The sequence below is a fragment of the Pseudodesulfovibrio sp. genome (genome assembly GCF_028692895.1).
In the GTDB taxonomy this organism is placed as follows: domain Bacteria; phylum Desulfobacterota; class Desulfovibrionia; order Desulfovibrionales; family Desulfovibrionaceae; genus Pseudodesulfovibrio.
The window spans coordinates 1-12,337 of record NZ_JAQUWN010000085.1 but is presented as its reverse complement, the minus strand read 5'-3'; the positions used below and the strand labels follow the sequence as shown (position 1 = coordinate 12,337).

General features: G+C 63.5%; 10 protein-coding genes. 3 read left to right on the top strand and 7 right to left on the bottom strand.

The annotated features are described in order from the left end of the window. Positions 1–2,430 (top strand): efflux RND transporter permease subunit (locus tag PHP91_RS15430; RefSeq protein WP_300142696.1); only part of this gene is annotated, 2,430 nt, incomplete at its 5' end. A 33-nt stretch (positions 2,431–2,463) separates the two neighbouring features. Here the strand turns inward: PHP91_RS15430 and PHP91_RS15425 are convergent. From PHP91_RS15425 to rfbC, 7 genes are all read right to left on the bottom strand, one after another. Further along, the gene (locus PHP91_RS15425) at positions 2,464–3,606 is read right to left on the bottom strand and encodes a metallophosphoesterase (RefSeq protein WP_300142693.1); all 1,143 of its coding nucleotides are present in this window, start codon (positions 3,604–3,606) and stop codon (positions 2,464–2,466) included. Between the two features lie 177 nt (positions 3,607–3,783). Further along, positions 3,784–5,025, bottom strand: coding sequence for a menaquinone reductase integral membrane subunit QrcD (gene qrcD, locus PHP91_RS15420; protein WP_300142690.1), 1,242 nt, complete (start codon positions 5,023–5,025; stop codon positions 3,784–3,786). A gap of 13 nt (positions 5,026–5,038) precedes the next feature. Further along, a complete protein-coding gene (gene qrcC, locus PHP91_RS15415; protein WP_300142687.1) occupies positions 5,039–5,851 on the bottom strand; it encodes a menaquinone reductase iron-sulfur cluster-binding subunit QrcC in 813 nt (270 codons plus the stop codon). Positions 5,852–5,859: 8 nt separating this feature from the next. Then, positions 5,860–7,809 carry a menaquinone reductase molybdopterin-binding-like subunit QrcB gene (gene qrcB / locus PHP91_RS15410; protein WP_300142684.1) on the bottom strand — a complete coding sequence of 650 codons (1,950 nt, stop codon included), beginning with the start codon at positions 7,807–7,809 and terminating at the stop codon, positions 5,860–5,862. 12 nt (positions 7,810–7,821) lie between these two features. Further along, positions 7,822–8,568, bottom strand: a complete 747-nt coding sequence (locus tag PHP91_RS15405; RefSeq protein WP_300142681.1) for a cytochrome c3 family protein — start codon at positions 8,566–8,568, stop codon at positions 7,822–7,824. 172 nt (positions 8,569–8,740) lie between these two features. Continuing rightward, positions 8,741–10,171: a mannose-1-phosphate guanylyltransferase/mannose-6-phosphate isomerase gene (locus PHP91_RS15400; RefSeq protein WP_300142678.1), complete on the bottom strand. Its 1,431-nt coding sequence runs from the start codon at positions 10,169–10,171 to the stop codon at positions 8,741–8,743. Between the two features lie 2 nt (positions 10,172–10,173). Next, a complete protein-coding gene (gene rfbC, locus PHP91_RS15395; protein ID WP_300142675.1) occupies positions 10,174–10,743 on the bottom strand; it encodes a dTDP-4-dehydrorhamnose 3,5-epimerase in 570 nt (189 codons plus the stop codon). Positions 10,744–10,972: 229 nt separating this feature from the next. Between rfbC and PHP91_RS15390 the strand changes: the two genes are divergently transcribed. Both PHP91_RS15390 and mazG read left to right on the top strand, forming a co-directional pair. Further along, positions 10,973–11,527 carry a CvpA family protein gene (locus tag PHP91_RS15390; RefSeq protein WP_300142672.1) on the top strand — a complete coding sequence of 185 codons (555 nt, stop codon included), beginning with the start codon at positions 10,973–10,975 and terminating at the stop codon, positions 11,525–11,527. A gap of 38 nt (positions 11,528–11,565) precedes the next feature. Next, a partial coding sequence (gene mazG / locus PHP91_RS15385) for a nucleoside triphosphate pyrophosphohydrolase (RefSeq protein ID WP_300142669.1) occupies positions 11,566–12,337 on the top strand: 772 nt, incomplete at its 3' end.

Below are 12,337 nucleotides of genomic sequence, written 5' to 3'. Positions count from 1 at the left end.
ACCCTGGAGGGCGCCGAGCAGTCGCTGATGCTGGACGACAACGGCCAGCTCATCCGGGCCGACGCCTACAAAAACGTCATCGTGGCCTACCGCAACGGCCAGCCCGTCCGCCTCTCCGAACTCGGCCTGGTGGAGGACGGGGTCAAGGACGAACGGTTCAGCTCCTGGTTCAACACCGAGAAGAGCCTGACCATCGCCATCAAGCGCCAGCCTGGCACCAACACCATCGAGATCGTCGACGACATCCGGGCCAAGCTGCCCTGGATCACGTCGCAGATGCCCGCCTCCATCAAGCTGAACATCGTGCACGACAAGTCCGAGTTCATCCAGGAGTCGGTGCACGACGTGAAGTTCACCCTGGAGCTGGCCGTGGCCCTGGTCGTCCTGGTGGTCTTCATCTTCCTGCGCAACCTGGCCTCCACCTTCATCGCGTCCATCGCCATCCCCTTCTCCATCATCGCCACCTTCATCGTCATGAAGGCCATGGACTTCACCCTCGACACCTTCTCGCTCATGGCGCTCACCCTGTCGGTGGGCTTCGTGGTGGACGACGCCATCGTCATGATCGAGAACATCGTCCGCCACCTGGAGATGGGCAAGACCCCGCTCCAGGCCGCGCGCGACGGCGCGAGCGAGATCGGGTTCACCATCCTTTCCATGACCCTCTCGCTGGCCATCGTCTTCGTGCCCATCATGTTCATGGCGGGCATCATCGGCCGCGTGCTGCACGAGTTCGCCATGACCATCACCGCCGCCATCCTGGTCTCGGGCGTGGTCTCCCTCTCGCTCACCCCCATGCTCGGCAGCCGGCTGCTCAAGGAAAAGAGCCGCATCGCCGAGTCCGACGCCCTGTTCCGCAAGCTGACCGCCTGGTACGAGGCCAGCCTGCACCTGTGCCTCCGCCACCGGGCCGCGACCATGGTCGTGGCGGGCCTGCTCTTCCTGGCCACGGCCGGGGCGTTCTACATCATTCCCAAGGGCTTCCTGCCCGCCGACGACCAGGGCGTCATCATGGGCTTCACCCAGGCGCGCCAGGGCATCTCCTACGACTCCCTGGAAAAGCGGCAAAAGAAGCTCATTCCCATCCTGGCCCATACGCCCGGCATCATCCACCAGATCCAGATCATCGGAAATCCGCTCTCCAACCAGGGCATGTCCATCGCCATCCTGGACAAGCCGAGCAAGCGCGCCGAGCTGGACGACATCCTGAGAAGCCTGTGGATTCCCACCAACTCCATCCCCGGCCTGGAGACCTACCTGGTCAACCCGCCCATGATCCCCATCGGCGGCAAGCAGTCCAAGGGCGACTACATGTTCACCCTGCTCTGCCCGGACGCCCATACCCTCTACAAGGCGGCCCAGGACTTCGACGTCATCATGCGCAAGGACCCGCTCTTCACCGGCGTGAACAGCGACCTGCTCATCAGCACGCCCCAGGTGGAGATCGACATCGACCGCGACATGGCCTCCAGCCTGAACGTCTCGGCCGACGACGTGGAGCAGGCCCTGTTCACCTCCTACGGCGAGCGGCAGATCTCGACCATCTACACCACGGTGGACGAGTACAAGGTCATCATGCAGCTCAAGCCGGAGTTCCAGAAGAACGCCGACGCCCTGTCCATGCTCTACATCCGCTCCAAGGCCTCCGGACAGTTGGTCCGGCTGGACGCCCTGAGCCACATCCGCGAGACCACCGGGCCGGTGACGGTCAACCACACCGGCCAGCTTCAGTCCGTGACCTTCAACTTCAACGGCCGCACGGGCACGTCCATGGGCGAGATCACCGAGGCCGTGGACAAGCTGGCCAAGGAGCACCTGCCCGACACGGTCAGCACCATGTTCGAGGGCACGGCCGGGGCCTTCGCCGAGTCCATGAACTCGCTCTACTTCCTGCTCGGCATCGCCATCGTGGCCATCTACATCCTGCTCGGCTGCCTCTACGAGTCGTTCATCCACCCGCTGACCATCCTCTCGGGCCTGCCCTCGGCGGCCTTCGGCGGCCTGCTCACCCTGCTGCTCTTCGGCTACGACCTCGACCTCTACGGCATGGTCGGCATCATCATGCTCATCGGCATCGTCAAGAAGAACTCGATCATGGTGGTGGACTTCGCCCTGGAGGCGGAAAAGACCGGGCTGACGCCCCGGGAGGCGGCCTTCAAGGGCGCGACCACCCGCTTCCGGCCGATCCTGATGACCACGCTGGCCGCCATCATGGGCGCGCTGCCCATCGCGCTGGGCATCGGCGCGGGCGCGGAAGTCCGCCGCCCCCTGGGCCTCGCGGTGGTCGGCGGCCTGGTCCTGTCCCAGATCGTCACCCTGTACCTGACCCCCATCTTCTATACGTACATGGACGACTTCCAGACCTGGATGGACAGACGCGGCGGCAAGAAGGAAGCCGCCGGGCCGAAAACGGAAACGGCCGAGGCGTAGCGCCCCGGCCGTTCCTGACGCCGCGCAAGGCAGCTAGCCGTTGATGTGGACGAACCCTTCGCCGACGACCTGGAACGCCCCGCTCTTGAGCACCCGGAGGCAGCGGACGTCGGCCCGGTTTTTCCCGACCGTGACGTCCACCTCGACGCAGGAGGGGAACCGCTTCTCGTCGATCCAGGCGCCGGAGTTGGCATAGATGGCCTTGCTGGGCCATTCCCGGTCCTGCTGCTGCCGGGTGGGATAGGTCACCAGCTTGGCCATGTGGGTGTGGCCGCAGACGACGATCTTGACCGTCTTCGGCTTCAGCCACAGCTTGTACATGATCGAATGCAGCCGACCGAGCTCCGCCTGGAACGCATCATCCGAGGAAACGGGATAGCCGCGCCGGTCCCACTCGACAAACCAGTCCATGAACTGGGCCGCCACCTCCCGCACCGTGATGCTCTTGGGATAGTCGCGGTTCATGATGAACCAGGATCCGAGCATCCTGGCCGCCTTGGCCGTGGCGAGGACCGCCTCGCCAACCCGCACTTCGGGCTTGAGGCTCCCCAACATATTGAGAAAGATCGCCAAGTAATTGGATTGCTTCCCAGTCACCGCCCGTTTGTAGGCGTCGATGCGGGCCAGGTAGTAGCCCACGGGATAGCGGTACGCCCCGTCCTCCATGTAGGGAGCATTGGCCAGGCAATAGGCGCAGCCGTGCTCGGCCCTGAGCAGCCCGTCGATGACGAAGGCTCCTGTGCCGGGCCCGGAAGCGTCGGGCTCGCAGATGAAATCCGGCACATACGAGTGCAGCAGGCCGTCCGAGAGGAACATGTCGTGGTTGCCGCGGACGTAGCGCAGTTCCTTGCCCGCCCTCGCCAGCCGGAGGAAGCCCTCCTTGATGGGCTGGTTGTGCTCCGCCTGGGCGATGCTGTGCAACAGCGCGTCCGGCGCGTCATTCTTCTCCACCGGCTCCATGCTGGAGGGCGCGACCCAGTCGTCGAACAGGTCGCCGAGCACGACCACGGTATGCAGCCGGGGGTCGTCGGCAAGGTCCGAGAGAAACCTGCCAAGCCTCAGCGCGCGCTCCTCGCCGAGCCACCCCCAGGGATGGAAGGAGCCATTCTTGCGCAACGCCTCGTCGGAACACATGTGAATGTCGCTGATGAATACGATCTTGCCGTCTCTGAGCATGGCCGGTCCTCCTTGTTGCGCCTCCCCTCTTGCCGTCCCGTTATCATAGACTTTACGATAATTGCAACATGGAATACCGCAGCCTTCTCCCAGCGACAAGGCGCGGACCGTTGCGCGCCAAACGAAAAAGGCCCGCTCTTTCGAGCGGGCCTTTCGTTTGTGAAGGGGCGTCCGGAGCTATTCGCCGGACTGGTAGTTCAACTTGGTCTCCATCGGGAACACGGGCAGGTAGCGGTAGCTGAGGCTCAGCACCAGGAACCCGTAGGCCACGATCATGATCGAGGAGGCGTATTCCACCCAGTTGGGGTAGTAAACGTACCACTTGTCGAACGGCATGGCCGGGAAGGCGATGGTCTGAACCGTGAAGATGTAGCGGTTCAGGGACACTCCCAGGCAGTCCAGCAGCGCGGCGGTGTAAAGCAGCGCCGGGCGATTGCGGATGGACGGGGTGACCAGCATGATCGCCGGGACCACGCCGCAGATCACGATCTCGGTCCAGAGCAGCCACTTGCCGTAGGCGACGCCGTAGAACATCTGATCGAAGGTCAGGCCCACGGAGGGCAGGTAGCCGGTGGCCCAGGCCCAGGTGTCCAGGATCTTGAAGAACATGTACACGCAGAGCATGGTGCCGGCGATCTTGCCCATGAGCGCCTTGGTCTTGAAGTCGACCAGCTTCTTGCCCGTCAGCTTCTCCATGAAGGTGGCGACCAGGACGGTGAAGACCGGACCGGAACCCACGGCGGAGAGGACGAAGAGGAAGAAGGTCCACGGCCAGATGAAGAAGCCCTCGCGGAAGGCGAACGGACGGCCGATGAGCACGCCGTACATGCCGCCGAGGGAGCCCTGGTGGAACGTGGACAGGAACGCGCCCAGACCGGCGAACAGCGCCATGTTGATGTGCATGTTGTGCGCCAGGGCGTGGATGAACGGAATCTTGTTCAGTTGCTTCTGCTCCAGGACCAGCGGGACGAACTCGATGATCAGGACGGTGCAGTAGCAGGTGATGCAGAAGATAACTTCGGTCAGCATGGAGTGGACGTTCGGATGCCAGTAGCCGAACCACGCGCGGCCCGGCTGGCCGATGTCGAGCGTCAGCACCAGCATGGCGCCGGAGTAGCAGATGAAGCCGACGATAACCGTCAGGTTGATGATCTTCTCAAGCTGTTTGATCTTGAGGATGTACTTGAGCAGGCCGGTGAAGAACGCGCCTGCGCCAAGGGCGATGACCGCAAGGTCGAAGGTGATCCAGGCACCGAACCCGAAGTAGTTGTCCAGGCCGGTGGTGCCGATGCCGTTATACAGGACGAGGACGGCGGCATAGAGACCCCAGCTGAAGAAGCCGAGAATCACGGCGATCCAGATGAGGAATTTGCCCAGTCCGCAACGCTGCGTCCCTTCCGGGAAGAGTTTGCTATCCATCAGTCAGCCTCCCTTAGTGATGAGCGCCGCCACCGGCGTTGTAGTTGTCGCCCTGCTTACGCACCCACTCGCGCTCGCTCATGTAGTAGACCTGGGGATGCAGGCCGAGCTTTTCGAGGAGACGGAAGGCGTGCTTGCTCCGGGAGAGCTCGTACACCTTGTGCTCGGGGTTGTTCAGGTCGCCGAAGTGGATGGCCTTGGTCGGGCAGATATCCGTGCAGGCGGTGACGTATGCCCCGTCGGGCAGGTTCATCGGATCGGAACCTTCCTGGCGGGCCTTGTCCTTGGCGTCCAGGTAGCGGGAATGGCAGAAGTTGCACTTCTCGACCACGCCGCGGGGACGCGGGGAAACGGCCGTGGAAAGTCCCTTGTCCATGCCTTCGGGCCAGAGGGGATCCCACCAGTTAAAGTACCGGGCATGGTATGGACACGCCGCCATGCAGTACCGGCAACCGATGCACCGGGGGTAGATCTGGGAGACGATGCCGCCCTCCTCGTTCTTGTCCGTGGCCACGACGGGGCACACGGGCACGCAGGCGGGGCTGCCGCACTGCATGCAGGGACGCGGCAGGTAGGCGGTCTCGTGATTCGGATACGGCTGTCCGTTGGACAGTTCGTAGATGTTCATCCAGGTCAGGGTCCTGAGCTTGTTGGAAGGATCGTCGCGATCCTTGGTCAGGGCCTGAACATAGTTGTAGGGGTCCTTCTTGGTCATGGGAGCGATATTGTTCTCGACCTGGCAGCCAATCATGCAGGCGCCGCAGCCGGTGCACTTGTCAATATCAATGACCATGCCCCATTTTATCTTGAATTCTTTAACCTGCATGGTTCCCCCTAGATTTTGGCGACGTTCACGGTGGAACCGGCCCATGTGGAGGCGCCGGTGGCGGCCTCCGAGCTCACCGTGAGAATCTTGTAGACGTTATCACCCTTGCCTTTGGAGAACTCGTCGCCGGTCGTGTGACCCATTCCCAGGGGAGCGGCCACGACGCCGTCCATGACGCCCTCGAAGAGCTGCACCAGGGCCTGGCATTCGCCGCTGCCCCCGGAGAGCTTGACCTTCGAGCCGACGGAGACGCCGAGCTTCTTGGCAGTGGTCCCGTTCATCATCACGACCAGCTTGTCGCCGACGAGCTGGTTGTTGCTGATGGTGCACGGCGCGTTGGGCGTGGTCGCCTGGTTGGCGGTGCCCACGTTGAGCAGGGTGTACGGAGCCACGGCGACCGCGCCGGTGCCCTTGACCGGGCTGGCGGCCTTGCCGAGCACGCTGGCGGCCAGGGTGACGCCGGACACGTCCGGGGTCTCGTCCAGGACGAAGGCGTTGCCCTCGACCAGGGAGTCCGCGTCCGCGCCGATGGCGGAGACCTTGGCGTCGATCACTTCCTGGAAGGACTCGAAGCCGAGGTCGGCCAGGCCGAGGACGAAGTCGCCCGCGTTCATGACGTCGAGGCTCGCCTTGCACACCGGCGCGCCCATGGTGTAGGTGGCCTGCGGCAGCCCGTAGGGGCTGGCCAGGTCGTCCACCCGCTCGTAGGAGTGCGGGATGGGCAGCACCAGGTCCGCGGCGGCGGTGGTTTCGGTGTTCACGCAGTCAAAGGCCACGGTGAAGCCGGCCTTGACCTGATCGGCCAGGACGTAGGCGGGGTTGGCCTCGTAGACGAACAGCAGGTCGGCGTTGACGCCCTGCAGGATGTCGTTCTTCATCATTTCCGCGCGGCTCATGGCGGAGCCGACGGCCTTGGCGAACTCGGGCAGGACCTTCATCCCGCCGCCGAGCAGCAGGTTCAGGGCGAAGGCGGCGGCGTGGGCGCCGACGGAACCGCCGGGCACGACCACGGGGCTCTTCGCGGTAAGCAGTTGCTTGGCCACTTCCGCCATGGCGTCGGCCTTGACGCCGGTGGCGGCCTCGACCTTGGCCGGGGTGTACCCGCTCATGACCATGGCCTTGAACTGGTCGAAGTCGGCTGCGGGCACGGACTTGCCGGCCTGCAGCACATAATAGCAGATGCCCAGGGTGAAGGCGGCCATGCCCTCGGCCGGGACCGGCACCCACTTGCTGGTGACGGAGGCCGTCTTGGTCTGGAAGGGACCGGCGAAGATGAACTTGCCGCCCTCGTTGTCGGCGAAGGCCTTCATGTTGGCCACGGTCGGCCCCCAGGACTCCAGGGCGTCGGCCCCGGCCAGCAGGACCACGTCCGCGCCCTTCATGTCGTAGCCGACCTGGCCGGAACCGCCCATCAGGCCGTTCCAGGCCTTGCAGGCGGACTGCATGTCGCACGGCATGGCGTAGAAGGCGTCGCTCCCCTTGGAAGCGAGCAGCGCCGAGAAGACCTCGTTGATGGTGCCGGTCTGGTCACCGGAGATGACGGCCACCTTGGAGCCGGCGGCAGCCAGCTTCTCGGCGACGATCTCCTTGGCCTTGTCCCAGGTGACGGCCTCGCCCTTCAGCATGGGCGACTTGATCCGGTTGGGGCTGTTCTTGACCTGGACGCCATTGGCGCACAGGGGGCAAACGCCTCCGCCGGAGATGGGATTTTCCGTATTGCCCATGGTGCCGAAGGCCTCGCCCGCCACGGTGCGCACCTTCACGGCACAGCCGGATTCGCACATCTTGGACACGGTGGCCACGGCCTTGTTCTCGCCGTATTTCAGGCGGGGAATCCAGGGCCAGTTCTGCGTCCAGATGGACACGTCATCAAGGGCTTTCCAGACCGTCGGAGTAAAAAGGATACCGACGGTGGCGCCCACAGTCATTTGAATGAAAGCTCTGCGTGCTACGCTCATTATCAGTCCCCTTTACTTATGGCAGGTGTAGCAGGCGTTGGGCTGACCCTTGAGGGCGTGACACCGTTCGCACTTCCACATCTTCATGGTCATCTTGCTGTAGCCGGAGAGGACATTCCGCTGGAAAGCGGGCGGAGTGTCGTTCTTCTGAATGTCCTTGAGGTGGCACAGGTTGCAATTGTGCTCGCCCGGCTCATCGAAGACCGCGGGGTCGACCACGTCGGACAAATCCTTCTTCATCGCGGCCAGTTCGGCGATGTCCAGGCCCTCGTGGGCCTTGTGCGAGAAGTAGACGTTGTCCGGCTGGTACTGATAGTTCAGCCAAGGCACTTCCTTGCCCTGGATGAGATACTTGACCACGTACTCGCGTTCGGCCTTCTTGTTCTCATCGTCGCTGGAAGCCAGAGCTCCCTCGATGACGTCGAGATTGGCGGCCATGATGGCGGCCGTGTCCTTGGGATCGATGCCGGCCTCGGCGATGGCTTCCATCGCTTCGCCCGGATCAACCGCGTGACATTCGGCGCACACTTCGTTGGTCGGGAACCCGGCGTAGGAGCCGTCCTCCCGGAAATAGTGACACGTTTCGCAATCCATTCCCTGTCCATCCACATGAATGGCGTGGCTGAAACGCAACGGTTGCTCGACTTTTTCGAAGAAGAGACCGGGGATCACAGCCCATCCCAAAATGCAGGTGGCCAGGAAGCCGATGATAAAGGGGAACACCCCTCCACACCGTTTCGATGCTTTTCTTTCCTCCATAACCTCGCCCCATCACTCTAAAGTTTAAGTGAAAATCACACCAATTGAACTACGTTTCCATACGGTAAGGATCGTTTTCGTGTCAAGAGAATATGAAAATTTTCACGAACTCCCAGAGCATCGAAAACAATGTCAATTCAGTTTGTTAAAAGCGGGAATGACACCTTTCCTTTTATTTCTTCACCCTCCCGTAAACGTCGTCGAAACGGACGATGTCGTCCTCCTCCAGGTACGGGCCGCTCTGGATTTCGATGATGTTGAGGGGCACCTTGCCGGGATTGCCCAGCCGGTGCTGGGAGGCCTTGGGGATGTCCACGGACTGGTTTTCCACCAGGATGACGGCCTTGTTGTTCACTTCCACCTCGGCGGTGCCGTCCACCACCACCCAGTGCTCACTGCGGTGATGATGCATCTGCGAACTCAGCCACGCGCCGGGATTGACCTGAATCCGCTTGATCTTGTAGTGCGGGCCCTCCTCCAGCACACAGTAGCTGCCCCAGGGGCGGACCACCGTGGGATGGCTCTCCACCAGCCGGCTGCCCTGCTCGCGCAGGATGTCCACCACGTCCTTGACGGACTGGACCCGCTTCATGGGGCAGGTCAGTGTGGCGTCGCGCGTCTGGACCATTATCATATTGTCCAGCCCCACGGCCGCCAACTTGCCGCCCTGGCTGATGAGCAGTGAGTTGCGGCAGTCCACGGCCAGGACGTCGCCCTGGATGGCATTGCCGTTTTCGTCCTTCTCGCCCAAGCGGTACATGGCCTCCCAACTGCCCAGGTCGTCCCAGGAGAACCCGGCCCGGACCACGGTGATGTTGTCGATCTTCTCGACCACGCCGTAGTCCACGGAGATGTTCGGGATGTCGCGGTAGCCCTGGACCAGGGGGACCTCGCCCCGGGCCATCCACCAGGCCCACAGCTCGGGCTGGCACTTGGCCACCTGGCGCAGGAAATCCTTGACCCGGAACAGGAACATGCCGCTATTCCAGAGGTGGCTGCCGTTCTTGAAGAAGGCCTGGGCCGTGAGCAGGTCCGGCTTCTCAACGAACCCGTCCACCTCGTAGACGCCCTCGTCCAGTTCGCCGCCAAGGGCGATGTAGCCGTAGCCGGTTTCCGGCTTGGTCGGCTCCACGCCGAAGGTGACGAACCGCTCGCGCACGGCCTGGTGAGCGGCGCGGACCAGGTCGGCCGCCCAGGCGTCGGCCCGGCCAATGAGGTGGTCGGAGGGAAAGACCGCGGCCAGGGCCTTCTCGCTGGACTGCACCACCTGCTCCAGGCCGAGCATGATAGCGGGCAACGTGTTGCGCCCCAGGGGCTCGGCCAGGACCTGGGCCTCCAGGCCCGGATGCACGGCTCCGACCTGCTTGCGCACCTCGAAGACGTGCTCCTCGTTGGTGACGATCCAGACCTTTTCGGGATCGAAGACGCGGAGGATGCGGGTCACCGTCTGCTGGAGCAGAGTCAGCTCGCCGCCCAGCACCAGGAGCTGCTTAGGCAGCAGGTTGCGGCTCAGGGGCCACAGGCGGGTGCCGGAGCCGCCCGCCAGGACGATGGCGTGGCACTCCTCGGGAAAATCAGCCTTGGGCTGTTTGTCGATCGACATCATTATTCCTCATATATGAAGGGAGAATCGAAATCCGCCAGCCGGACGAGGCGGCGGTCCTTCTCGGACAGGATGGGCGCGCGGCCGCGCAGGGCGGGCTCCCAGTCCATGCCCACGTCGGGATCGTTCCAGGCGATGCCGCCCTCATGGGCCGGAGAGTACGGAGCGTCCACCTTGTACTGGAACTCGGTGTCCGGCATGATGGTGACATAGGCATGGCCGAAGCCGCGCGGAATGAACATGCGCTTGAAGTTGGCGGCGCTCAGGATGACGTGCTGCCACCGGCCATAGCCGGGCGAGCCCCGGCGCAGGTCCACCACCACGTCGAGCACGGCCCCCCGCGTCACCCAGACCAGCTTGGCCTGGGCCATGGGAGGCTTCTGGAAGTGGAAGCCGCGCAGCACGCACACGTCCCGCGAATAGGCGTGATTGTCCTGCACGAACGAGCAGTCGATGCCGAGCCGCGCAAAGGCCTCGCGGTTGTAGCTTTCCAAAAAGAAACCGCGCTCGTCCTGGAAAACCTTCGGCTCCAGCACCAGCAGGCCGGGAAACCCGGTCTCGTAGACCTGCATCCATCCCTCCTCGAGTCTCGCGTCCGCGCCGGTCGGCGGCCGCCGCCCGGTCCGGCGAAAACGCCGGTGACTGGTCGTACCATGTAGCCGAGTTCCGGTACAGAGACAACCCCGCAGGCGGCCGAAACCGGTCCGGACAAAAACACAACTGCACGGTTCACATTTGGCAGCCAGTTTGCTAGTCCAATGCTCAGGCGATCCCTTTTCATCGACAACGCAGGATCATCCCATGAACACCCTGGACATCATCATCCTCTGCATACTCGTCATTTTTCTCATCCGCGGGCTCTTCCGCGGCCTGATCCAGGAAGTCCTCTCCCTGGCCGCCGTCATCCTGGCGGTCTACCTGGCCTCGGGCTACCAGCACCTGCTCGCGCCCTACCTCGAGCCCTACATCACCACCGAGATGATCGTCAGCGGGCTGTCCTACGCCATCATATTCGTGGGCACTCTGGTGGTCTTCTGGCTGCTGACCAAGCTGGTCAGGTCCATGCTCGAAATCTCCATGCTCGGCTGGATCGACCGGACCACCGGCGGCCTCTTCGGCCTGCTGGAGGGCGCGCTCATCGGGCTCATCCTGCTCATGTTCATCCAGTCCTTCGCCCCGGAGTCCGCATGGCTCAAGGAATCGTACCTCGCGCCCAGGTCCGGGCACCTCATCGAGCTGGTGGGCGACCTGGCCCCGCAGTCCCTGCGCGAGCGCCTGCACCTGCCCTCGGCCCGGAAAACCGTGGACGAAACCCGCGACGCCTTGGGCCTCGACGACGAGAAATCGCAGGAATAAACCCCGAACCCATCCCCCAACCCACCGGAGGACCCGTCATGAGCGGCAAGAACCGTGACGGCCACGCGGCCGCCCTGCTCAACCTCTTCGACATCATCGACGCCCTGCTCGCCCCGGACGGCTGCCCCTGGGACCAGGAACAGACCCCAATCTCCATGTGCGACTACCTGGCCGAGGAGACCTTCGAGCTCATCGAGGCCATCCGCGGCGGCAACGCCCGCGAGGCCATGGAGGAACTGGGCGACACCCTGTTCATCCTGCTCTTCATCGCCACCCGCTACGAGCAGCGGGGCGCGTTCAACCTGGCCGACGCTCTGGACTACAGCGCGACCAAGATGGTCCGCCGCCACCCGCACGTCTTCGGCGACAAGCGCTTCAAGGACCGCGAGGCCCTCTACGACAACTGGGAGGCCACCAAGCGCGAGGAGAACAAGGACACGGACCGCAAGGGCGTGTTCGACTCACTGCCCTCCGGGCTCCCGCCCCTGCTCAAGGCGTACCGCATCAACTCCAAGGCCGCGCGCAACCACTTCACTTGGCCCTCGGACGCGGCCGTGGAGGAGCAGTTGGCGGACGAGTGGCGGGAATGGAAAGAAGCCCTGGCGTCGGGCGACGCCAAGGCCTCCGAGGAGGAATTCGGGGATTACCTGTTCACCCTGGTGGAGCTGGGACGACGCAAGGGGCTCAAGGCCAACGGCGCGCTCGACTGCGCCAACCAGAAATTCCTCAAGCGCTTCCGCCTGATGGAGGAGCTGGCCGAAATGCGCGGCCTGGACCTCCACGCCATGGAGCTCGACGCCCTCAACAAAT

Excerpts from the sequence above, each read along its gene's own strand:
- qrcC (WP_300142687.1), bottom strand. The coding sequence starts at position 5,851 with ATGCAGGTTAAAGAATTCAAGATAAAATGGGGCATGGTCATTGATATT.
- PHP91_RS15400 (WP_300142678.1), bottom strand. The coding sequence starts at position 10,171 with ATGTCGATCGACAAACAGCCCAAGGCTGATTTTCCCGAGGAGTGCCAC.
- PHP91_RS15425 (WP_300142693.1), bottom strand. The coding sequence starts at position 3,606 with ATGCTCAGAGACGGCAAGATCGTATTCATCAGCGACATTCACATGTGT.
- PHP91_RS15390 (WP_300142672.1), top strand. The coding sequence starts at position 10,973 with ATGAACACCCTGGACATCATCATCCTCTGCATACTCGTCATTTTTCTC.
- qrcB (WP_300142684.1), bottom strand. The coding sequence starts at position 7,809 with ATGAGCGTAGCACGCAGAGCTTTCATTCAAATGACTGTGGGCGCCACC.
- rfbC (WP_300142675.1), bottom strand. The coding sequence starts at position 10,743 with ATGCAGGTCTACGAGACCGGGTTTCCCGGCCTGCTGGTGCTGGAGCCG.
- qrcD (WP_300142690.1), bottom strand. The coding sequence starts at position 5,025 with ATGGATAGCAAACTCTTCCCGGAAGGGACGCAGCGTTGCGGACTGGGC.
- PHP91_RS15405 (WP_300142681.1), bottom strand. The coding sequence starts at position 8,568 with ATGGAGGAAAGAAAAGCATCGAAACGGTGTGGAGGGGTGTTCCCCTTT.